Consider the following 23479-nt stretch of genomic DNA (forward strand, 5'->3'; position numbering starts at 1 on the left):
TCTTCATCATGTTCTTTGGAAAAATACTCAGTTCTTTAAGGGTAACTCAGTTCTTTAAAAATAAATTAGGTTTTTTGAAGGTAGACTTGTTCTTTAATACAATTCTATACAATTTTCATTATTTGTCAAGCAAACCTAAGCACTTTTAATTGACTTTATTATATTCATTGTAACACTCGAAAATACGTGTCTGACTAAAATAATTTGCTTCGATACCGATGTTTCCGTTAAATAATGGCAGATGATTGTCCGTGATGATTCCAATAAATTCTCTACTGCTTGGTTGCGTTTGTCCATGTCTATTAGGCAATCTGTATTTATGAATAATAATTTTATTTTGTGATTCCAATTTCTCGAACAACCTCATTAACTCATAATCAAAGACTTTATACCATCCAATATAATTTTCAAGTATTCGCTCAAAGCTCACTAATGGAGGCGTAAGCCCCTTGTCAATAAAGTCTTTTTTAATATGTCCATTAAGGTTGTTATAAATATCAGTAGCCAAATCAGTTGATTGAACTTGAACTTGAAGTATCTCATCAATAGTTGAATGGTCAGTCGGTGTCGCCAGAAGATTACTATTCTGAGTTAATGAAGTAATAAGATGAACAAAACCCTTTTTCTTTTTTATAGATTTAATAAGTGGTGTTAAGTCTTTATCGTCAGAGATAATGACAAATCCATCAATTAAGTTATTCTGAAACACTTCATTCATAGCATCAACCGTAATTTGAATGTCAGCACAGTTCTTTCCGTTATTCGATGTATGTTTTGTTTCAACACCGAATTGATGTAGCTTGGTTTGATGAAAAGAATTCCGCATATCTTTTAAATCAAAATTCGAATACGCAATTGTCTCAATAATTGAATACCCTTTGTCTTCTAAGAATTTTTTTAACTTAGGGAAAAACTCTACCTCAAATATGTTTTTATAATTATTAATGAAGTTGAAATGAACATTTTCATAATCAATGTATACAGAGACATTTTTCTGCATTGCCTGACTCTCCTCCCTTTTTGTCAAATCTATCCTTTCGACAAAAATGGGCGTATTCCTCCAATCATAACTTAGATAATACAAAGTACAGACTTAGTAAGATATATTCATGTACTTAATCTCTTAGCAGAACGAATAAAGCCCCCGTCCAATCTTTGGTAGGGAGCTTCATGTTACTTTGTTATAGCAGTGAGAAATAACCTTGTTCCTTAATAGATGGTACAACCTGACTTAAATCATCTTCATCCAGATGTTTGTTGTTATAATTAAACTTATGATTTTCTGCTGCCATACTTTTGGAATGAAGAATTTCTGAATCAGGAACTATATTATTCCTCATCAGTAATCCATACAAACTTTCAATTAAACGACTTTGATAATCCAACTGTTTTTGTAAATTATAAAGTCTCAAATCAGTCTCTATGGTCAAAATGTCATTATCGAATTCATCACTGGTCTCATAAAGAAAAAATTCAACATGAGTGAAACTATATTTCTCACTTTCTCCCCAATGAATCAATTCTGCAATCATAATTAACGGAGATTCATCAATACCTTTGCGAAGAACAGGAGATAACTTGCTCCTTTGATACATAAACACATGGGAATATTTCTCGAAATCCTTCATTAACCCCCTACATTTAATAATCAATCTGTCATCTTTCGTTTCTTCTTTGTACGCGGTAATTTGAATATCAATTTTCCCAATCGTAAGCTTTTTAGGTTTCTTTATTGTACTAACTGCTAATTTATCACTCATAAATTCATCACCAATTTTCAATATATAAGAGTTCTCATCCATGAGAATGTGTATTCCCTGACATTATATTCGATATATAAGTTAAATCAAATTTCAATAATAGAACGAACAGAGTTAACAAAAAAGAACCCTGACAATTCGCCTGGATTCAACTTAATTATTCTAATCATACACTAACGTATGTTTCGATATACTCAACAGACAGATTCTAGGATTTCATATCTTTCTGTATGATTTCATTTTTATTTGAGCTTATGTTTCGGATACAGATAATGATACGAATATGTACAAACTTGAACCCTTATTGAATCGGTTCCTTTTTTTCTGCAATGCGAATGGCTTCTGTAAAAAGCCTCATAACATGTTCATTTGTATAAGAATAAATATGATACTGCCCCTCTTTCTGATATCGTACAAGACCTTGTAAGCGAAGTCTTTTCAATTGTTGAGAAATAGCTGCCTGACTTATCGGTAATACTTCATTAATTTGTTGTACAGTACACTCGCGTTGGAGAAGCATATACATCAATTTAAATCTGGTTGGGTCACTTAATGCCGAAAAAATTCCTGTAACAAAATCAATCGTTTGTATATCTAAACTTAGAAAGCTATTATCCTCTTCCATGAACTGACCTCCATTCCATTCTTAGTATCACAGAATTCCAGCCTGTCCATCTCTTCCGTAGATTATGCAAAATTTATAGTTATTAATAAGAAAGAACTCCACACCTTTTGGCGTGGAGTCCATAAGAATTTATGTTATTAGCAACATCCAGCTTCACAACAAGTCGTATCTGTTTCTTCACAACAGTTTGGCTCACAGCAATTGTTTTGTGACATTGAAATTCACCTCCTTTCAACATACATGATGAATTACTTACTGCAACAAGAATTTGAATTCGTTGAATGCTCCTCTTTCTTTGGACTACAACAGTTGTTATTTTCATCTGATTTTTGAACAGGAACCTCTTGGATTTTAATTTCACAGCAATCTTTTTTATTGCTTGTGCTAAAAATGGATTTAATGAAATTAGCCATTTGAAAAACCTCCAATATATTTATGTGAATTTGTGTAAAGCCTTAGATAAGATAAAAAATAGTGCCAGACAAACTTGCCATGGTGATGACTGATAAGACAAAAGCAATGACAAGACGTTTTTGGAATATGGAATTCAGTAAAGTGACTTCTGGAAGGCTTGCACCTGTTGAGCTTATGATGAGTGCCATGACTGGACCTAATGCCATTCCCTTTAAAATAAAGATTTGAGCGATTGGTATCATGGTCGACAATCTGATATATAAAGGAATGCCGATGATGGCTGCGATTGGAATTAACCACCACTGATTACCGCCAAGCGTATTTGCTATCCATTCCGTTGGAACTGCTTCGTGAATAATTGCTCCAATTAAAGCGCCTATTAATAAGTAGGGATAGACAGTTTTCATCAAACTCATGGTTTCTTTTAAGGCATATTTAAAGTCCAACTTCTTGTTGTATTCCCCCAAACCTGTAACCACTACATTTTTAACTGCCTTTTCAAATCCCAAAAATTCGAGTGTAAAGCCAATAACGATGGAAAGTATAGATGTAACAACGGTATATATAATAGAAACTTTCCATCCAAGTGTTGCTGTCATTAAAGTAAGTATGGTTGGGTCAAGAACTGGCGAAGCAAATAAAAATATCATGACGTAACCAAACCGCATTTTTCGCTGTAACATCCCAACAACAATAGGAATTGTACTGCAAGAACAAAATGGCGTTATAAATGCAAGTAGGATGGCTACGGTTGAACCTACTATTTTGCTTTTACCAAACATGTACTTTTCTAATTTTTCAAACGGAACTAACCCTTGAAGCAAATTAACCAAAAATGTAATTCCCACAAATAATAATGTTAACTCTAAACCAATGGATACAAAGTCCTTTAAAATATCCAACAACATAATTATCACACCTTATTTATTTGCAATTTGCAAGTATATATTTAAATAATATCCTCTACCTTTAACGTAGAGGAGTACAACATGATTTAGATTTCAACATAGCATCATTCAATAATCCGATGGAACGTATAACGGATTCACGTTCAAAGTCACTTAAATGGGAAAGCACTTCATATAAGTTTTGATTCACCTGAACATCAATACTTAAATTAATGGCTTCGCCTTCTGGTGTTAACGATAAAACTTGAATTCGATTATCATCAGGATGTGGTGTTTTCTTAACAAGCCCTTTCTCTACTAAGGCTTTAACTTGGCGACTGAATGTTGTAATATCAACACCTAATGCATTCGATACATCCTGGATAGACGGATTATTTTGTTGCTTTATTTCAAAAAGAATATGGCTTTGCGTTAATGATATCTCCTGACCACAACAGTTATTATCACAACATTGTTCACTGAGAAATCCAAAACGTCTGGCTAAAATAAGGAACATGGCACGTAAATTGTTTTCCTCCATTGTCTTCACCTCACCTCATGAACGTAGTATAACATATTATTTGCAATTTGCAAATGTTTATGTATAATCAAACCAACACACTTTTACGGAGGTGCTTTTCTTGTTAGATGTTATTATTGTTGGAGCCGGTCCTTACGGCATTTCATTAGCCTCATATGCCATTCAGAATAAATTAGAATATAAACTTATTGGTCATCCCATGGATTTTTGGACAACACAAATGCCACAAAACATGTTTATCCGTACTCCCTATGAGCTGGTGCAGTTTCCACATCCTCAAAATAAATTGACTATACAGCAATTTGCGCAAGAAAAAGGGATAGCTCTTTCTGACCCTTTACCAAGACCCATATTTGTTGACTATGCCCTATGGTACGCTGAGAAATCAGGTGTTGGGTTTACACCAGAGTTAGTAACCTCTATTCATAAGGAGTCTAAACACTTTGTAGTCAAAACCGATAACGGAACAACACATGAAGCTAAGAATGTGGTCATTGCCACTGGCATTCAACAATTTATTTATTTGCCCGAAGTCTTCCAAAACATTTCATCTGAATTGGTCACACATGCGCTTGGGTATTCAGATTTTAACCATTTCAATGGACAACGTGTAGCCGTAATCGGAAGTGGACAAAGTGCGTGGGAGGCTGCTGCTTTACTTTATGAAGCAAACGCCGATGTTGAACTTATCTATCGCAAAGAGAAGCCTATTTACGGAGGAAATAAATATCAAGAAATACTACTTAGAGCGATTGGCAATGTCTTTTATAAATTGCCTCAATTCATGAAAGAAAAGTTATTGGAATTGGGAGCTACTACGGTTCCCATAGCTCGGTTTTTGCGTAGTTATGTTGAAGGAAAGGTAACGCAACATAATGGAGTTAAGGTCGTTGATGTTATTGAATCTGATGGGAAGGTTCTGTTAAGTTTATCGAATGATAGGAATGAATATTTTGACCATGTAATTGTAGCTTCTGGCTTCAAAATGTCTCTTGATAAATTACCATTTTTGCAGGATACCATTAAGTCATCATTAGTGAGGGAAGAGACCCCCTTACCAAAACTCAATACATCATTTGAATCATCTATACCTGGACTGTATTTTGCTGGTCCATTATCATCTCATTCGCATGGTCCTACATTCCGATTCATACTTGGATTAAAGAAAACAGCCAACACCATCATAAGTTCGATTAAGGACAAAAAATAAATCGTTCTTCTTCGTAAAATTTATATTATTTATTTTCATCTCACAAACAGAACCTTTCTCAAAGTTCTGTTTGTGAGAAACTACAAGAGCAAGAATAAAGAAATGAGCGCAACAGTAGCCGTTGTTACTTCAAGCTTTATTTCACCAAAGCAACATTTTAAACTGAACATGTGAACACCCCCTATAACTGAATAACTGCCCAGTTAGTATAAACAAGTTTGATGATTTCGATACAAAGTTACGATTATAATCTACTGAGAATTCCTTTTATTATTTAGATATTTTTAAAGGACTCATTTATATCTAAATTGACATAAATGAGTCCTTTAATGGGTTATGTTTGAAACAACTTTTCAAGTGCCTCACGTTGGGGAGGCTTTATATTTACTTTTGGACGAATGCTTTTTGCAAGCACTTCGGCTTCGCTTATCGTTTGGCTCTTCCCTAGCGTAATTAATGTTCCCACAGCAACTGCACCTGTTCTACCGCTGCCTCCACCACAATGGAATGCCACTTTCTTGCCGCTGTTATACGCATCTACAATATGATTTATGGCTTGCTTAAAAAGTTCGTCTTGTGGACCATCAGCATTATCTCCCAAAGGAACCTGAATCCACTCAACTCTCTCAGATGGGTAAGCACTTTCCGTAGCCTCTCCCCGCAAATCAACAACGACTTCTACACCTTCTTCTTCAACCATTTTTTCAACATCATCTGCTCCACCAAAGAAAATCTTATCTTCGATTAAAGCTTGGTATCTTTTTCCCATAATAGCTCCTTAAATCTTCTTTTTAAATGAAGTGAATTCAATTGTCTGAGGTGCCGTTGGGGGCGCACAACATAATGATAAATCACGTGCCTCACCAGCAGATTCAAATTCTGAATCCTCTTTGGTATAGAAAATCTCCCATGCGTTACCATCTGGGTCGTACACCCAAACCTTGTCTTGAACGGCATAACAACATGTTGTATTCATCTCATCAATGAGTAGTAATCCATTTTGTCGAAGACGCTCCCCCATAGCAAGAACCTCTTCTGTATCGTTCACTTGGAATCCCAAATGATTTAGCACTCCCTTTTTCTCAAATGGTCTTACATTAATGGAGAAATGAAGAGCTGGTTCATCCAATTCAAACTTTGCATAATTGTCTTTAACTTTCGTTGGTTCTGTTCCAAAGAAAGCTTGATAAAATTCCAAGGATTTTTGAAGGTCAGAGCAGTTAATCGCTACATGCATTCTTTTAATCATGTTTATTTACCTTCTTTCACAAATTGCTCAATACGATTCTTAATGGAGTCACGTACTTCACGAAACATTGCCGTAATCTCTTCTTCTGTTCCAGTTGCTTTTGCTGGGTCATCAAAGCCCCAATGCCAACGTTCAGCCTTGTCATTACGTACAACTGGACAGTTATCATTAGCATGACCACACAATGTAATGATGTAATCTGCTTGACTCAAAATCTCAGGGTCAATTACATCAGAAGTATGGTTTGAAATATCAATTCCAACTTCACTCATGGTAGCTACTGCACGTGGATTTAATCCATGCGCTTCTAATCCAGCGCTCTTCACCTCATACTTATCACTGCCCAGAGCTTTCAAGAATCCATCTGCGATTTGACTACGGCATGAGTTTCCTGTGCAAAGAAAATAAACTAATTTTTTGTCATTCATAATGAAACCTCTCCTCTTTACTATGTTATTAAGACACTACGTTTAACCAAATGTACAAACCAATAAGAGTTATAAGCAACGTTGGAATGGTAAGTACAATTCCAATCCGGAAATAATAGCCCCATGTAATCTTCACACCTTTTTGTGAAAGAACATGTAACCACAGAAGCGTAGCTAATGAACCAATTGGTGTAATTTTTGGACCTAAATCACTCCCAATGACATTCGCATAAATGAGCGCTTCTCGAATGATACCTTCTGTTCCAGTTCCTTGAATGGCAAGTGCATTAATCATAACGGTAGGCATATTGTTCATTAATGAAGACAAAACAGCTGCTAAGAATCCCATACCAATCGTTGTGACAAACAAACCTTGTTCAGCGATATATTCGATTGCAGTTCCAAGCATATCTGTCAAACCCACATTCCTCAGACCATAAACCACAACGTACATTCCTATGGAAAAAATAACGACAGACCATGGTGCGCCTTTAATTATTTTTTTGGTTTCAATAACTTTACTTGTACGTGCAAGCAATATAAATACAATCGCTACGACACCTGCAATAATGGACACTGGGATTTTAATAAATCCACTAATCAGATATGCAACCAATAGAATACTTAAAATTACCCAAGAGAGACGGAATAACCTTTTATCTTTTATCGCATCCACTGGCTTTTTAAGCTGAGACACATCATAATTCTTTGGAATATCTTTTCTAAACAATAAGAATAAGACAACCAAGCTTGCGCCTAGTGAGAATAAGCTTGTTACAACCATTCTGCTTGCATACGTGACAAAATCAATCCCAAAGAAATCAGCCGATACAATGTTGACCAAATTACTTACGACCAATGGTAACGAGGTTGAATCTGAAATAAAACCACTAGCCATAATAAAAGGTAATATCATTTTGTCTGGAAATTTCAATGCTCTAACCATAGCTAAAACAATGGGTGTTAAAATTAAAGCTGCACCATCATTAGCAAAAAATGCTGCAACTGCTGCTCCAAGTAAAATGACATACACAAACATTAATCTGCCGTTTCCTTTTGCAATTCGTGCCATGTGTAAGGCAGACCATTCAAAGAAACCAATGTCATCAAGTATCAGTGAAATAAGAATGACAGCTACAAAGGCTAATGTCGCATTCCAAACGATGCCTGTAACTGTTGCTACATCATTTAATGAAACGACTTGAAATATGAGGGCTAGTATAGCTCCTGCTGATGCTGACCAACCGATATTTAATCCTTTCGGTTGCCAAATGACGAAAGTTAAAGTCAATAAAAAGATAAAAATCGCAATGTAAATCATGTCGCCCTCCTAATCACAACAATCCTGTTTACTACATGCCATCTCAACTTTTTCCCTTTGTGAAGGAAGATGTTCAAAAAGTTCATTTAAATACGGTTTGTCATCAATATTTAAAGAGTAATAAACCCATTGACCACGCTTAGACTCCTTTACCATATCGCCAGCTTTAAGCTTACGCATATGTTGACTCACGTTAGGCTGACTGGTTTCCAAAACATCAACAAGCTCACAAACACAAAGCTCTTTTTCCTTTAAAGCCGAAAGTATTGTAAGCCTGGTTTTATCACTAAGCAGTTTTAAGGTATCTGCCAACTTATCCATTTCAATCATAAAGTTCACTCCTTATAAAAGCTTTTAACCTTTTCGGATATTTCAACACACATTTTATCAGTTGCCTTGATATCTGTAAATGATTATATAATTATTCACTTATATATTCTAGTTAAGAAATTGTAAACAAAATAAAAAGCGACCACTACGAGTCGCTTCAATCTTCAAAAGTTTCTTGAAGTATATATATTATTTTATGATTACATAGGTTATTCGAGCATATTTTCAGCGCTGAAAAATGGCTCAGACTCTAAGTTTAATTTAGAGAGCTTCTTATGAAGCATCTTTATCAAATCAACTTGCCTAGTTAAAGCAATCCTTAAATCATATCCACTCATCAACAAAATCGATTTATCTGGATTCTGTTTAATCAAGTCTACAACATGTGATGACCAACCATTTATCGAAAGAAAAATCCCCATAGTCTGCTTGCCTGAACGAGATACTTTCCCATAGAGCGAGTCCAGTTCTCTAATGCCCGAAACTTGACTTGTCCACTTCATCTCCACAATATAATGCCAACCATCGAGTTTAAAGGCTCCATCAATCTGTTCACCGTTGTCATTTCGTCTAAAAGCCTGAACAACAGTGAGTTGTTCAGTTAAATCATAGGTATTAAACAATCTGTTAACGATATCTTCAAGCATAACCCCTCTTAATTGCGGGTTTCCGCATTTTCCTGAAATACTATCATATGCGAGAAGTAGCAACGGTAATTGACTGGCTAGTTCTTGTTCTTTTTGGGAAGCTCTTTCTAACTCAGCTTTTTCCCTAGCCAGTTCCCTTTTCCTTGTTTCCTCTTTCTCCAAAATTTCGAGGACACCAAGAACCTCTCTTGCTTTCTGTACAGTGGCGCGAGCTTCATACTCATTATCTGACAAATGGAACTGATTGAACTCAGTTGCTGTCTTAATGATTGAATGCATGATTTTCTCATAGTTTGGATGAGTTTCAATTTCAGAGATTATTTTCGAAGCAATCTCTCTCTTAGTCAACCATTTTCCAGCATCATTTTTCTGCTTGGTTAGTGATTGAAAGTAGTTTTTGTTAATTCTCGCTGGTTTAAGAATAAGTTCATACATCGTACCTTTTATATGTACAAGTGTTGCAATGATTTCTATAACCAACTTTTTCGTATCGGCTGACTGATACATCATTTCCCAATCACTTCCTACATGTATAATCAAAGAAAGAATTTTTCTAATTATGACTAACAATAGGTGTCGACTATTTCCAATTATACGTCAACTCTACTCTCCTTACAAAGAGCTTTTGTAAATATGATGAAGACACCACGGTAAATGTATTGAATAAATAAAAGAGCATTTAATTCGTAGTTGGATTATTTATGGACATAAATAAAAACGACCCAAACGAGTCGTTTTTCACCTTACTAATTATTGGTATTTAAAGATTGCTCCAATTGGTTCATTGCATTCTCATGCTGCCCCTGGATAAAGTCATACATGTATCCAGTTGAGTAGAATAAAGAGAAGCCACATAATAAAACCAATGCAACCAACATATGATATGGTTTTGTCGTAAACTTAGCAGTGTGACGTATAAAAAATGCTGTCACTTTATTATTATACGCACGATTTAAGTTCACAGATAGCATGTGTATTAGCAAGATGAAGAGTAGAACATTAGGTAGTAGACTTAAAAGGAAACCCATCCCTACAATTCCGAATCTGGCGATAGTCTCTATTCCTGCTGAACTAATAAAATCAGATATACTCAGTGTTGATATAAAAGAAGTGTCTTGTTTAGACATAACAACAAGTTGAACGCAGTCGAACACCAAAATACCCATCAGTTGTAATGTCCATAGCCGATTCAAATTGTCATAGCTGTTGTTTCTATATAATTTAATAGCAACAGTCAAAGTGCCTACGACACCAATAATAATCAGACTGGTCATAAAGTTCATTAAATGCGAATGATACTTTACATACAAGTAAGATAGAACAACTGCAAAGATGAAAATGGCACCAATAATTGAATTATCGTCCTCAGTTGATGATTTCCGTTTTCCCCCACCCCTTTTCCTACCTTCGGTCGGATAGTGAAAAATAACAGTTTGTCTTATGTACTGCACACTTTCTCGAATAGTTGTTTGATTGTTAATCCCATCATTCCGACTCTTTTGAGCAAAAATTAAACCAGAGATTAAGCCAATCAGGATATCCTTTATCATATCTATCCAGTTTTGTTCTAGATAGTTCGCAAACCAACCAGCCATGAAGCCCCTCCTAATTGTTCAAATGAAGAGTGGGTCATGAGGCAACCCACTCCTTTTCTAATCTAGCTCTCTTTACGAACGCCTTTAAATGCTCCACCAGATGTTTTCTGGTCCATAAAACGCCCCGTAGATGCGTCACGCTTTACATAGTTACCATTAGGTGCTTGGAACTGAGAACGCTTAGTAACAGCACCTTTACGATATCCGCTGCCAGTATTTCTAGCCATATTTTCCACCTACCTTGTATTAAAGATTTATTGGAGAAAGGGACTCCCCCGCCACGGAGCTAAAAACTTTTTTTCTAACCTCTATTTATCTGAAGACTTATCTTTTTTCTTTTTATCAAGATAAGCTTGATGCTGTTCTTCGGAGACCTCAAAGCAAATAGCTTCAAGACCCAGTTGGCTTGCATAGACACGTGTACCGTCTTTTCGAGTTATAAATTTACGGCATATCAGCATATTTATCATTCCTTTCGTTACATGATGTGATGGATTGTCGAGACTTGTCCATCGTGGTATCATGAAACTACCGCTAATTTCATGGGCAGGCACGATGATTTCGTAGCTGTCAAATCGTGGGTTCTCGACAGAGCCTACGATTTTTTATTTTATTCATCTTTTCACCGCCTTCGATTTCAATTTATTTTTTGAATACCCTTTTAATTTTAACTCCCTTTGCAGAGAGTTCAATTTTAATTTTGAAGTCTGTTTTGATTATAACTCTCTTTTTCAGAGAGTTCAATATCAAATTTGAAATCCCTTATTTTAAAAACGGAGGTTGCCCTCCGTTAATAAAATAAACTTCGATATATGTACTGTCTACCGCCTTCTTCAAGCTGTACTTCATACCGCTTTAACAAGCGCATTTCATTCAACTTATTAAGCTGAGTGCTGGTCAAATTCAGCTTTTTGTCCAATCTTTCAGCAATATCACGTGCGGTTACTTCTCCAAGTTCATGAGCAATTTCAAGAATTTCTCTTAAAGAATCACCGATATGTCCGATAATTACAATGTCATTGTTCTGCTTACCAACGACAGTCACATTTTCTTCTTTAAGCGTTAAATCAATATTATAGATGTGGTCGTGTTCTTGGTTTAAGTTCATTAATACTAAATACTTATCTTCCGTTTTGTAGTGCTTAATGAATTCTTTAATTGGCTTTGCAATAATCTCGTCAGTCCCAGAACCATTAATACCCTCAACCTGACTCATATCGTAATAAAACACTGTTCCAACTGGTGCCTGGCTCATCTGCTCCATTAAACTTTCCCTAATTGGCATTAATTTAGGTCTGAAAAGTAAATTAACCGTCTCCTGCCCTTCACTCAATAAATTCAAATACATCATTAGTTTTCCACCATTCCATTTGACTTCAAAAACAAAATTGAAATCCCTATATTTGTACTATATCAGTTGTAATGGGTTAAAGTCAAGCGCTCACCACGATATAGTAATACGTTCCGAAAAAATATTTTCCCTTATATAGCGATTTCACTTCATCACTAAAAACTTGATAAGCGTTCTTATGCGTTCGTAAATAGAACTCCGCATTGTCTAGCAATAAAGCTACATTCCTTACATCTGGCAATCCTTTTCCTCTTCCTTTACCACGTGAAGATGCCTTGGTAAAAATAGCTTGCCTTACTACATCGTCATCATTTTCTGACTTAATATGTGGTTTTAAACTCTTAACTATACCGATACCACTATCACAGATAGCTATCCCCATTTTTCCGTTGCTATATGATTGAATACAGTAATAGCAAGAAACCTCTCCTTTGTCCTTGCCATGTTCAACTGAATTTAAACCTAACTCTGTAACAATTCGACTAATATTGGAAATTTGATTAGGTGCAACTTCTTTATTTCGCAAGATATTTTTCAAAGAACTATCAAATACTTCTACATCAGTATCGGAACTACACAAGGTAATTTCATTTAAGAAATCTTTTTTGTTATTACGATATCTGCTGTATAAGAATTCCATGTCCAATTCGTTTTCAAACGTTGAGCGCACATCATCAGGACAATATTTAAAGAAGTTCATTCGTTCTATATAGCCAACGACATTCGTATCCTCAATTTTAGGGACATGTGGTACTATTGTATCTAAATAAAAGTATTTATCTAGAAAGCGTAAAGTAGATACTAATGTTGTGCAACCAAGTGGTGATATATAATTAAGCTGAGATAAGTCAACTGTAATCCTATCACTGGCATTTGATTTTCGGAAAGTTTCAGCACATAAATCTAACCAATTATGAATCTGATGAATCTCTACTAACTTATCAGACACTTTTAGCAATTTTCCTTACCTCCTTATTCAATCATTAAAATCGTTAGTTCTATACAATTATTTTTTTCCAATCGTTTTTCTCAAAATCTTGATAATGAATGATTGAGAAAATGATAGTTAACACAGTATATAATACATGCCCCACATCAATCGTACCCACTACCTTTTCACCATGACCAATATCGTTCCTAATCCCTTCGATTTTTTCTACCTCTGTTATCAGGGCATACATTTGCTTAAACTCATCGGTTTTGCCGTTGATTCCAACCTCTTTTAAAGCATCTCTTAATTTTTCAATAATCCTTCTATTGTCTTTACCAAACTTCTTTATCTTCAATTTTAAGAAGGAACTCACGTCAATCCTATCTTCTGAGCTAATTGAAAACTTTTTTATCTGTTTGTTGTAATTCACAATGTAATACTCGAAAATTTTCTCATTCAACAATTCAATGAATTTATCTAGTGCAGCAAAAATATTGAATAGAGCCATCTTACTATTCGAATATTCCATATTGATACATCCCTCTATGAGATATTCCACCCAAGAAGGAACCGGCTCATCAGTTAGTAGACCAGTAACATAGACATTAATATACTTATCCAAATAATCAAAGGCATTATGGCTAACTGAATAATCTTGAACAAACTTGCCTTTTAGATAAATATCTTTACTTAAATGATTGAACCTATCTAGCTCAACCTCATGATTAATAAAAGGATTAACATCATTCCCATCAGAATCAACAAACTGTAATGATGGAAATGAAACATGGGTTATGATGTTAAATTTTTTTGCTCTTAAAGAGAGGGTGAAAGGAAACTCTACTTTCTCTCTAAAATTATCAGTGTCTAAATAAACATTCGCCTCTTCTACAATCTCTTTACTTACGAGATACGGAATTAGCTGATTTATAACAGCTAATGGTTTTGAATTAAATAACTCGATAACCATCTCTTTATTTGTTTTCCCCTTACTGTCATGCAAATAAGAAATGGTTTCATATAGATTCACAATAAACGCTTTTTGAACTTTCTTAGTGACTAGCATACTCTTATATTGCTTGACAAGATTGCTTCTATTTTCTTCAATCAATTTATTTTTTAGAATGTCATTCATCCGTTAGCTTTCCCTTCTCATTGGGTACTAATAGTCCTGTGTGTATAGTTCAATAGTTCGACATTTATCGGAAAGTTTCCTGCATTTTCCTGACTCAATAAAATCCCAAATTCATTTTTGTTGGCTATTGCCAACAAAAATGTCGGTGTGCTAGAATATGCTCAATTGATTGATTGTAAAAGACTTAATGAAAGGTGGTTCTGATTTGTTTTGTTCTAAATGTGGAATAGGATTAGCGAACGGCTCCAGATTTTGTTCGGGCTGCGGTTCGCCAATTGGCGGTATAGATAGAAATCAACAATTTGAAGTTGTTACGCAAAGTTTCAATGGTGGTATCATGCGAGGAATTCAAGATGAGCATAGGTATCAAATAAATCAGTTTTTAAATAATAAAAATTTTCAGAAGGTGCATTGGAATTTTAGTATAAAGAATGGTAGGGTCTACGCCATCACCTTGACATGCGATAGAACAGATAGGCAACTTCCATATCGTTTTGGAATTAGTTATGAGGAGGCTAAGAGTGGGAAGAATTTTGGGTGGTTATCCAGTATATTTACTGGATGGAATGTCGAAAAAGGACTTCAAGCTTTCCAAGCAGTGAATCCGAATGCTCAAATCAAGGCTACAAGACCAATTCACGACCAAGGTATGAACTATGGTCTTTACATCTTACATACATATAAAATTTAGTATCTAAACTAGATGAGGCTCTTACCCAGTGGTAGGAGTCTCATCTGTTTTCGCTATCAAAATGTGAATTGCTATTTTCAAATTGTTTTAATAACTCTGAGGGCTTTAAATGCAGCGCTCTTGCCAGCATAAGAATTGTCGTTAAGCTAGGATTTTTAATTCCATTTTCAATCTCACTTATGTAGCTTCTATCTATCCGAGTGTAAAGACTAAGTTGCTCTTGTGTTATTTTAAGCTCTTTTCTTCTATCCTTAATCACTATTCCAAAAGCGATTAAATCAGGATTTTTTTCATCTCCCATACAAACAACACCTGTCTCTCTATTAACATTCTTACCTTAATGATAGAGAGAATAAAAACGCATTTCTGTTGGCTATTGCCAACAAAATATCCTTTGTGCTAGAATGTTGGGGAATACTGGAACGAATAGCCGAATGATGAGGAGAGAGTAACTTGAAACGTACTATCTTAATACTTTTTATTATTGGAGCTACTTTAACTGCTTGCTCTGGTAATAATGAGATGCCAAAACCTAGTCCTACTTCTTCACCAGTCATAACCGTAAGTCAGGAACCCATTAAAGAAGTTCCAAGTCCTGAACCAAGCTTAGAACCAAGTCCAACTGTAAATGATGCAGAAAGTGTGTTAAATGCATATATGACATTACTGCTTGAAAAGAAATACGATGAGTTATTACCAATGTTGTATGAAGAAAATATTAAGATGCGATTTGGGGCATCAGCAGAAGATTGGATGAAAGATTTCAAAGAAAATGACTTTAAAAAATCCATAGAACGGACTGAGTTTTTGATTTCATCCATTAATGATTATGATGCAAACCATAAACTCGCAAAATATATTGTTAAAGGTACTTTGGCAGGGTCCAGTGATATTCAATCCGCAGAGGAATTTGTTGGATTGGTATTCGTTAATGGGGAATGGAAAATTGATTTTACTTTAATAGTGAATCATGAAACTTTACATGAAAACGGACTGACCACACAAGACGGTACTATCACGATTAATAAAATAGATAAAGTAAAGACCCTACGTGGATACGATATTTATATTCAGATGACAAACAATGAAGCAGATAAGCAGCTACTAATCAGCCAAAAAGATGTAGCGGTTGGAGAACTAAAAACGGACAAGGGTAGTTCAAAGGCTGAATTAGGACGTTTAGCTATTACCCCTAATGAAAGTGGACTTATTATATTAAACTTTGAAACTGAACCATCAGAAGCTCAATCTCTATTAATTAAAAACCTTCAATTCTTTGATAAAAACAAACTACCTATTGGTGAATTATTTGAATTAGATATTCCCTTAAAATAAACCAAAAACTTCGAGAGCATCCTAGATGCTCTTTTTTCTATTTAGGCTAAATGGTTTGTGTACCTTTTTAAAATACACTGCTAAAATGAAATCATATAAAATTGTATGAAAAAAGGACTGGTAATGTTGAGCCAAATTATACAAACCGCCAGCCAACGAGTTCGTGAGCTGCGTCAATTAAAAGAATTAACTCATGAACAACTCGCTACACTAGCAGGAGTTTCAAGACAATTTCTGAAGAAATTCGAAGATGAACAGACTAATATCAGTATTGAAAAATTAAATGACATTGCAGTTGCACTAGGCATACATATATCAGACCTATTGGTAGAAAACAATCATTTCTCTATTGAGGAGAAACTTATTGAGCAGATAAAAATGTTATCCAGGAATAAAACGAGTCGTGATTTAAAATATGTGATTGCCTTATTAAATGCTATGGAACAAGAAGAAAGCTCCCTACATTAACGTAAGGAGCTTTTCATGGTTTAATCATTTGAATATGTACAATTATGAATAATAGTTACCATGTCCTCCGATAACTGAGCCTAGTGTCAACATAAGCTTACGTCTGATAAAGCTTATTTCAGGCAGCCCAAAATAACGCTCAGAACAAGCTAAAAAGAAATACTCAAACATATTATTCATTTGGATTTCCTTACCGAAAATGTTTAAACACAGTTCCATGGTTTTCTTTGCTACCTGTATAAAACTCTCTGGTGACATATTTCGAATTTCAATTTCATTAGCCAAATCCAAGATAACTTTTGTTTCCATTAAAAATAATGTAGCAAAGCGATAATCCGCATCATGCTTATTCTTGGAGTAAAAGAAATTACACTCCGTAATTTTCTTTTTCAAATCTACATATGTCTTTAAGTTGATTAGTGCAAATGCTTGGCTCTCGTTTCTCAAAATGACTCTTGGGTTTACAGTTGTCTCAAAAGCCGTTGGCAAAAGCTCTGTTTGATTATCCAATACCATGCTAACCACTTTTCTTATATCATCTACCATTTGCTTTGACCCTTGCAATTGGGGATAGAATACAAACATACTACCCTCCCAACGTTGCTGTTTAATAAAATGGTTGACCAATTGAAGGTCATCCACGAATAAATTTTGCTCTTTGCTTGCTGCGTTCATAAAAACATCCTCCCAGTAAATATAAATTCATTTTTTGTATATATATTTACTATAACAATTTTGTTTGAAAATGCGCAGAAAATCAGAAAAGTTTTTTTACTAGAAAGAAGACCTAGAAATCATAGTGATTGTGAATGTGCCAACTTGAATGGCTAACAACATTCAACTCTATGAATCTACTTTGAAATATTTGCAAGTTATGATATGATTGAATTAGAAATTTAAGGAAAGAGGAGGTTTGCCTAATGGTTACAATCGATAAAAAGCATATTGTTGTTCAGGGTGAATCTGCCAAAGAAATGATTCAAGAAATCAAAGCCCCGACCTTCACCGAGCAACAACTTGATTTCTTTCGTCAAGTTAGGAGTATCAGAAATCAGATTGGACATAGATTAACCACAAAACAAAACTAATTGAAAGGATACTCCGTTGCTTATGAGACTTGATGATATAGAATTCACACCCCTGAGAGCGGAACACACTTTCGGGGGTTTTTCATGTGGAAATATAGATATAGATAGATTTCTTAAAAGTGACCAAGCATATGCCGAACAATTCAGAGGACTGTCTTCGACAACACTTATCTTGCATAGAGGGATTGTTATAGGTTTTTATACGGCACGTTGTACGCAAATTGAAATACAGATGGACGAACGCACTGGGCTTGATATGGACTATGATAAGTACGTTCCTGCTGTTGAGATAACGTTTCTTGCTGTTGACACGAATTATCAACGAGAGGGCTTAGGCACTCTTATTCTTTCAAATATTATTGGTGAGTGTATTGAGCTAACCAAATGGGTCGCAGTTAAATATTTATTCTTATGGTCAGTTCCAGAGTCCATCGATTTCTATGAGCGAAATCATTTTGTAGAGACCGATATTGGCGAGACAAGAAATCAAATTGCTATGAGACTATCGATTCCATACTTTCAAACACTTGAAAATTAAAAGAGTAAATCTATCGAATGGTTTAGATAGAGATAGACTTGTCCAAACTTATAGTAATAACTATATAGTTGGATGGTGGTTACTCTATGAAACAGCAAAACAAGATAATCGTTAGGGGTCATTCCGCAAAAGAGATGCAAAATGAAATACGCACCCCAAATATGACAAAAGCTCAATTTGATATGTACAAAAAGGCAATCGAAGTGAATCGACAAGTGAAGAAAAAACATAAATAATAATATATTTACTTTTGGGGGCATCTCTTAGAGAGATTGTTCCCTTTTTCTTTTCCCCAAATCACTCATGATTTGTGTACAATAGAGGAAAAAGAAAGGAGGGAAATATATGGCGAATAGATGGGAAATTATCGATACCGAAATTACATTAAGCAGAAATTGTCCTTGTGGTAAAGGTGGTATGTACCATGTCACGAATACAGTACAAGATGATTATGGGAGAACCAAAAAGGAGAATGATGACCCACGAATGACATGTAAAGAATGTCATGAAAGATATGTTCCAAGCAGTGATGGCTGGATGAAACGTGAAGATAGGCAAATACTTTCAGAGATTGTAAAACAGCACGATAAGAAAAAGACTCAAATTCATCAGACCTTCAAAGATAATTATCTGGAACATATTATTCAATCACTTCGTTCCTTACCCACAAAGAAAGCCTTGTATGAGGTTCTAAGACACATATCTGAGATTCGTACAGCCAATACATTGGAAACGTTTCGTAAGCATTTAAACCAGTATGGCTTTGATTTTGTGATTCGAGGCATTGATGAAGTCAGAAATTTTAAAGCCTTGCTTCATCTGATAGACCATTTTGGAATAGCGCTTGATGAGAATGAAAAAGCCATGATTCAAGAGTGGGAACAAATGGATGCTGAGAGACTGGCATATTTAAAATCACACTACATAAGACCTTCACAATTTGCCTAATAAGAAAGACGAACGTTAGGATTTACATCCATTTCGTTCGTCTCTAAGGGTAGGGTATCTAATTATTTTTATTCTTCATTATCCCATGGAGCTGGCTGATGCTCTTTCTTCGCAGTAGCAGAACCGAAAACAGAATGAATGACTTGGCTTAACGTTTTACATGGAATGATTTTGATGGTTTTGAAAGCTGCTGTTGACTTTAAGGCATTGTTAGCCACATATACTTTTTTGAAGCCCATACGTTCAAGCTCTCTAATGCGCATGTCCAATGTAGGAACTTTTTTCAATTCTCCTGTCAAACCGATATCAGCAATAAATACAGTATCATTGGGAATTCCAATGTTTTTGAAAGAAGATACAATGCTCATAATCGATGCTAAGTTTGATGATTGCTCTTTTAAGCGAATACCACCTGTCGTTTTCACAACCACATTCTTATCATGTAAAAGAATTCCTGCTCTTTGCTCCATAATGCTAATTAACGTATTTACATGGTCTTTCTTTAAACATTCAGCGATTCGGCTTGGATAAGGCATGAATGTTTGTGATACAAGACTTTCTATTTCCAAAATGATAGCTCTCGAACCCTCTTTGATAACAGTCAAAGCACTACCACTTACAATGTCATTTTCCTCTCTTTGCGTCATAAAGAATTCAGAAGGATTATCAACAGGACTTAAACCTGTCTCAGTCATGAGAAAATAGCCTAGCTCCCCTGTACTTGAAAAGCGGTGCTTTGTTGAGAAAAGCTGTTTTAACTCCTCACCCTCTTCACCTTCTAAGACAAGTACCGTATCTACCAAATGTTCCAATGCTCTCAATCCAGCTAATTCATTATCTTTGGTCATCTGACCAACCATAAAAACTGCCCTTGGTCTATTTGAATCTTTTGCGATTTTTAATAATGCATTAGCACATTCCATCGTTTGAGTTGGTGAACCTGGTCTAGACGGATACTCGTCCAATACAAAGGTTTGAATACTATCAATAATGATGAGGTCAGGGTCCACTTGCTCAATACACCCCAACACATTATTCATGCTATTGTCGCTATATACCCAAACATTGTCATGAATGTTCGGCAATATCCGCTCTGCTCTTCGCTTAATTTGTGAATCGCTCTCCTCACCAGAGGCGTACAGAACCTTATAACCCTGTCTAGCCACATCATCACTGATTTGCATCAAGAGTGTAGATTTGCCTGCACCGGGAACGGCTGTGATGATTGTGAGCGAGTCCTTCACAATACCTCCACCCATCACCCGGTTAAACTCGTTATATTTCGTAGGTATTCTATCGCTATTTTGAGAAACGGCATCTGTTAGACGTTTAACAGAAACATTTTTCTTAGTTGTAATCGTCTTTTGAAGATTTGCCCCACCAACGTCTTCCTCTTCAAGGGTGTTCCATTCACGACAGCTGCTACATGAACCTTGCCATTTTGGATGTTCATGACCGCAACTGGTACATCTATATACGGTTTTCTTTTTCATTCAGATTTCCTCTTCTCTAAAACAATTTTAATCATATAAATCTTCGAACTCTTCCATCAATTTCTCTAAATTCTTTCCATTAGAATCATTGATTTGTTTTATATCTTCATTATGGTCGAATTCCTGACCGTTCTCCCTTTCAACAAGATACAATCCTGTTGAGTTCAATGCGCTAATTAACTGTTCCTCTTGCTTGATATCCAATGCTAACTTGTATGATTTATTTTCATTAAAGAGCTTTTCGTTTCTTTCGCTCAATTCTTTATTTTTTAATTTCAACTCATCTAATTTAGTGGAAATTTGCTTTACTTTTAACTCAGCATCCACTGTTCTATCATACAACTTTTTATGCATCTCCTGCATGTTTGTTAGCATGGTGAGTAATCTTTGCGGATTGCCCCCATGAGTTTTCACAAACTCACGAACATTAAGCGTTGAGAAAGAGCTATTATCCGCAACATACTCGATATCTTTTTTTCTCAATTTATTGTTGTATTCATTCACCTTGGCTTTAACTTCTTCATTGCGTCCAAAGTGATAATATTCAATACCACCGATTTCAAGCTCTTCTTGCGCAAACTTCGCCAAAGTGGTAAAGGTTAATTTTCCATTTTCTTTCTTGTCTGACTGAAAATACTTATGAATAATAGCGAGTAATTCTTTCGTTGTAAACAATTTAGGCTTTGCCATACATATGAATCCTCCTTGATGCCAAAATCCTTAGATGAAATATTTGCTCATCATAACTGCATTTTGGTTGGCTATCGTTTTAATGATATTGATTTTTAATCCATAATCCTCATTGAAATTTTTAATTTTGTCATATTGTTTGACCATATCTTTCAAAGCTTCGACTTGTACATTAATCTTCTGTTCGTTATCTCGTACAGACTGGATGATTGATTTTTGTGCCTCGGTTTGGCTAGGGACAAAATATGGACAGTAATCACAGTGATTATCAGCCTGCATACAATCCTCATATTCTTTTTGCTTAGAACGGCAATATCCCCCTGAAATAGGTATATTAGAACTATCATTCTGCCAATTGTCAGAATCAAAAACTTGTCTAAACACCAATTCACTAGTTCTGCTTTTTGCTGTATGAATAATCTTAATATCCTGCTTGGACATTTCTCTTTTCTGCATTTTTCTAGCCATATTGTACGTATAGCATTTTACATATTTATCAAGATGCGAGTAGTAATGATAGGAGCTTTTAATACTTGCATGTCCACTAATCGATTTCATTATGAGCGGTTCAACATCATTTAAAGCCATATTAATAAAAGCGAAGTGTCGTGTATCCATAATATTAACGTACTCTAATTGATAGGGCTTAATAGATTCATCTGTTCCTTTTAAAATAAGTTCATAATTGAATGTTTTCACAAGAATGTCCTGATAAAAGTTTTTCAACAAGGTGTTTAAATTTCCTGGGGTAAAATAATCCAAGAAATCAGATAATTTTATTGCTATTTTGCTAAAATTCTGATGTTTATGATAGGCACGATGGGAAAAAAGAAATCTTCTTCTTTGAGTAACTGTATTAACACCATAATAAAATTGCGGCTGAAAATCGTAATCATCGACTAAATCTCTATACTCTTGAATTAATGTATAAAGGTCCTTATTGATTTCAATTGGATGAATGTAATAATCCTCATCAATTTTATGACGTATAGGTGGACGATTTTGCTGATTCCCTTTTAGTTTTGTTCTCCTTAATTTTAAATAATATCTTCCATCAATAATTTCCAAGCAATCATATGGAATAATGGTTAACTCTGTGGTACGAACAGGAATAATAGTTGAAATCGCCCACCATAACTTTATGGGATAATATTTTTCCTTATCTTCAGAAGAACAAGTGTCCCAAAATTGGTCTAATACATAATCTAATTCAAACATACTTTCAAAGGTAGAAAGGTCTCGCTGATTTAATGCTCCTTGTTTTTCCAAACGATAAACATTATATGTTTCTTTTTGATGATAAAGTAATGTCATGATATCTTCATTATCAAATGACATAAACTCTAAGAATTCAATTAATAAATGCACATATTCAAAGTAGTTGGAATCCTTTGTTATTTTTTTTGATGCCAACACCTTATATTTCGAGGGTTGCAGAAAATTTGTCTGTTCAATACACTTCTTAATTAATAATAAAGCACTATATACCGTAGTCAGCGAAAATTCTTGTATCTTGTAAAGAACATAACCTTTTAAAGCATTGGTCATATCCTCCAACGATAAAGTTAATCCTTCGACTTTACTTCTGTTGTATAGAAGTTCATCGAATTGAAACGAAAGCCGCTTAATCACCTTTTCATTATAAAAGGACCAAATGTTATCATTAAAAAACTCATTCTGAATGAATCCATCTTTCTTTTTATCTTCAAATAATTCAATCAATTCATTTATATCAATAGATTGAAACTCTTTAAATGCTACTACACTAATATCTAAGTCTTTTATTTTTTGTTGTACTATCATA

Annotated in this window: 29 protein-coding genes; 8 read left to right on the forward strand and 21 right to left on the reverse strand. The window is 34.9% G+C overall.

Translation table 11 applies throughout. From position 1 onward, the window contains the following. Positions 1-145: 145 nt before the first annotated feature. The 5 genes from ACRRU2_RS16950 to ACRRU2_RS16970 form a co-directional block, all read right to left on the reverse strand. Positions 146-1000, reverse strand: coding sequence for an NYN domain-containing protein (locus ACRRU2_RS16950; RefSeq protein ID WP_432503399.1), 855 nt, complete (start codon positions 998-1000; stop codon positions 146-148). A 181-nt stretch (positions 1001-1181) separates the two neighbouring features. Then, a complete protein-coding gene (locus tag ACRRU2_RS16955; protein WP_432503401.1) occupies positions 1182-1760 on the reverse strand; it encodes a hypothetical protein in 579 nt (192 codons plus the stop codon). Between the two features lie 301 nt (positions 1761-2061). Further along, on the reverse strand, positions 2062-2385 hold the full coding sequence (locus tag ACRRU2_RS16960) for an ArsR/SmtB family transcription factor (RefSeq protein WP_432503403.1): 324 nt from the start codon (positions 2383-2385) through the stop codon (positions 2062-2064). Positions 2386-2840: 455 nt separating this feature from the next. Further along, positions 2841-3707 carry a permease gene (locus tag ACRRU2_RS16965; protein ID WP_432503406.1) on the reverse strand — a complete coding sequence of 289 codons (867 nt, stop codon included), beginning with the start codon at positions 3705-3707 and terminating at the stop codon, positions 2841-2843. A gap of 61 nt (positions 3708-3768) precedes the next feature. Beyond that, positions 3769-4227 (reverse strand): MarR family winged helix-turn-helix transcriptional regulator, encoded by a 459-nt coding sequence (locus ACRRU2_RS16970; protein WP_432503408.1) that lies wholly within the window; start codon positions 4225-4227, stop codon positions 3769-3771. 100 nt (positions 4228-4327) lie between these two features. Here ACRRU2_RS16970 and ACRRU2_RS16975 point away from each other — a divergent pair, with 100 nt between their 5' ends. Continuing rightward, complete coding sequence (locus tag ACRRU2_RS16975) at positions 4328-5437, forward strand: NAD(P)-binding domain-containing protein (protein WP_432503410.1); 1110 nt, start codon at positions 4328-4330, stop codon at positions 5435-5437. Positions 5438-5771: 334 nt separating this feature from the next. On the opposite strand, the gene ACRRU2_RS16980 is transcribed toward ACRRU2_RS16975, so the two are convergent. From ACRRU2_RS16980 to ACRRU2_RS17030, 11 genes are all read right to left on the reverse strand, one after another. After that, entirely contained in the window at positions 5772-6206 is a 435-nt protein-coding gene (locus ACRRU2_RS16980; RefSeq protein ID WP_432503412.1) for a protein-tyrosine phosphatase family protein, read from the reverse strand. A gap of 9 nt (positions 6207-6215) precedes the next feature. After that, positions 6216-6686, reverse strand: coding sequence for an ArsI/CadI family heavy metal resistance metalloenzyme (locus tag ACRRU2_RS16985; protein WP_432503415.1), 471 nt, complete (start codon positions 6684-6686; stop codon positions 6216-6218). Positions 6687-6688: 2 nt separating this feature from the next. Next, entirely contained in the window at positions 6689-7114 is a 426-nt protein-coding gene (gene arsC, locus ACRRU2_RS16990) for an arsenate reductase (thioredoxin) (protein ID WP_432503418.1), read from the reverse strand. Positions 7115-7142: 28 nt separating this feature from the next. After that, positions 7143-8435 (reverse strand): arsenic transporter, encoded by a 1293-nt coding sequence (locus ACRRU2_RS16995; RefSeq protein WP_432503420.1) that lies wholly within the window; start codon positions 8433-8435, stop codon positions 7143-7145. 9 nt (positions 8436-8444) lie between these two features. Continuing rightward, positions 8445-8765, reverse strand: a complete 321-nt coding sequence (locus ACRRU2_RS17000) for an ArsR/SmtB family transcription factor (protein WP_432503422.1) — start codon at positions 8763-8765, stop codon at positions 8445-8447. Positions 8766-8974: 209 nt separating this feature from the next. Continuing rightward, a complete protein-coding gene (locus tag ACRRU2_RS17005; RefSeq protein WP_432503425.1) occupies positions 8975-9922 on the reverse strand; it encodes a hypothetical protein in 948 nt (315 codons plus the stop codon). A gap of 236 nt (positions 9923-10158) precedes the next feature. Beyond that, the gene (locus ACRRU2_RS17010) at positions 10159-11007 is read right to left on the reverse strand and encodes a hypothetical protein (protein ID WP_432503427.1); all 849 of its coding nucleotides are present in this window, start codon (positions 11005-11007) and stop codon (positions 10159-10161) included. Positions 11008-11069: 62 nt separating this feature from the next. Beyond that, the gene (locus tag ACRRU2_RS17015; protein WP_432503429.1) at positions 11070-11234 is read right to left on the reverse strand and encodes a hypothetical protein; all 165 of its coding nucleotides are present in this window, start codon (positions 11232-11234) and stop codon (positions 11070-11072) included. Positions 11235-11797: 563 nt separating this feature from the next. Then, a complete protein-coding gene (locus ACRRU2_RS17020; protein WP_432503431.1) occupies positions 11798-12358 on the reverse strand; it encodes a hypothetical protein in 561 nt (186 codons plus the stop codon). 82 nt (positions 12359-12440) lie between these two features. Beyond that, complete coding sequence (locus tag ACRRU2_RS17025; protein ID WP_432503433.1) at positions 12441-13316, reverse strand: ATP-binding protein; 876 nt, start codon at positions 13314-13316, stop codon at positions 12441-12443. A 40-nt stretch (positions 13317-13356) separates the two neighbouring features. Further along, positions 13357-14424, reverse strand: coding sequence for a hypothetical protein (locus ACRRU2_RS17030; RefSeq protein ID WP_432503436.1), 1068 nt, complete (start codon positions 14422-14424; stop codon positions 13357-13359). A 205-nt stretch (positions 14425-14629) separates the two neighbouring features. On the opposite strand from ACRRU2_RS17030, the gene ACRRU2_RS17035 reads away from it, so the two are divergent. After that, positions 14630-15115 (forward strand): zinc-ribbon domain-containing protein, encoded by a 486-nt coding sequence (locus ACRRU2_RS17035; protein WP_432503439.1) that lies wholly within the window; start codon positions 14630-14632, stop codon positions 15113-15115. 40 nt (positions 15116-15155) lie between these two features. Here ACRRU2_RS17035 and ACRRU2_RS17040 read toward each other — a convergent pair whose 3' ends face one another. Then, on the reverse strand, positions 15156-15416 hold the full coding sequence (locus tag ACRRU2_RS17040; protein WP_432503442.1) for a helix-turn-helix domain-containing protein: 261 nt from the start codon (positions 15414-15416) through the stop codon (positions 15156-15158). 152 nt (positions 15417-15568) lie between these two features. On the opposite strand from ACRRU2_RS17040, the gene ACRRU2_RS17045 reads away from it, so the two are divergent. After that, positions 15569-16450, forward strand: a complete 882-nt coding sequence (locus tag ACRRU2_RS17045) for a hypothetical protein (protein ID WP_432503445.1) — start codon at positions 15569-15571, stop codon at positions 16448-16450. Between the two features lie 123 nt (positions 16451-16573). Beyond that, positions 16574-16918, forward strand: coding sequence for a helix-turn-helix domain-containing protein (locus ACRRU2_RS17050; RefSeq protein ID WP_432503447.1), 345 nt, complete (start codon positions 16574-16576; stop codon positions 16916-16918). 42 nt (positions 16919-16960) lie between these two features. Here ACRRU2_RS17050 and ACRRU2_RS17055 read toward each other — a convergent pair whose 3' ends face one another. Next, positions 16961-17593, reverse strand: coding sequence for a hypothetical protein (locus ACRRU2_RS17055; RefSeq protein WP_432503450.1), 633 nt, complete (start codon positions 17591-17593; stop codon positions 16961-16963). A gap of 245 nt (positions 17594-17838) precedes the next feature. On the opposite strand from ACRRU2_RS17055, the gene ACRRU2_RS17060 reads away from it, so the two are divergent. From ACRRU2_RS17060 to ACRRU2_RS17075, 4 genes are all read left to right on the forward strand, one after another. Beyond that, complete coding sequence (locus tag ACRRU2_RS17060; protein WP_432503452.1) at positions 17839-18006, forward strand: hypothetical protein; 168 nt, start codon at positions 17839-17841, stop codon at positions 18004-18006. A gap of 22 nt (positions 18007-18028) precedes the next feature. Next, the gene (locus ACRRU2_RS17065; RefSeq protein ID WP_432503454.1) at positions 18029-18544 is read left to right on the forward strand and encodes a GNAT family N-acetyltransferase; all 516 of its coding nucleotides are present in this window, start codon (positions 18029-18031) and stop codon (positions 18542-18544) included. 86 nt (positions 18545-18630) lie between these two features. Beyond that, entirely contained in the window at positions 18631-18780 is a 150-nt protein-coding gene (locus tag ACRRU2_RS17070; protein WP_432503457.1) for a hypothetical protein, read from the forward strand. A gap of 109 nt (positions 18781-18889) precedes the next feature. Then, positions 18890-19492, forward strand: coding sequence for a hypothetical protein (locus ACRRU2_RS17075; RefSeq protein WP_432503459.1), 603 nt, complete (start codon positions 18890-18892; stop codon positions 19490-19492). Positions 19493-19560: 68 nt separating this feature from the next. Here ACRRU2_RS17075 and radA read toward each other — a convergent pair whose 3' ends face one another. From radA to ACRRU2_RS17090, 3 genes are read right to left on the reverse strand one after another with little or no spacing between them, the layout of a single operon-like run. After that, on the reverse strand, positions 19561-20985 hold the full coding sequence (radA, locus tag ACRRU2_RS17080) for a DNA repair protein RadA (protein ID WP_432503461.1): 1425 nt from the start codon (positions 20983-20985) through the stop codon (positions 19561-19563). Positions 20986-21012: 27 nt separating this feature from the next. Beyond that, positions 21013-21675, reverse strand: a complete 663-nt coding sequence (locus ACRRU2_RS17085) for a hypothetical protein (protein ID WP_432503463.1) — start codon at positions 21673-21675, stop codon at positions 21013-21015. A gap of 30 nt (positions 21676-21705) precedes the next feature. Further along, positions 21706-23478, reverse strand: a complete 1773-nt coding sequence (locus tag ACRRU2_RS17090) for a hypothetical protein (protein ID WP_432503464.1) — start codon at positions 23476-23478, stop codon at positions 21706-21708. Between the last annotated feature and the right edge of the window lies 1 nt (position 23479).

Origin of the sequence: Paenibacillus sp. GXUN7292, from assembly GCF_050864975.1 — a bacterium.
In the GTDB taxonomy this organism is placed as follows: domain Bacteria; phylum Bacillota; class Bacilli; order Paenibacillales; family Paenibacillaceae; genus Pristimantibacillus.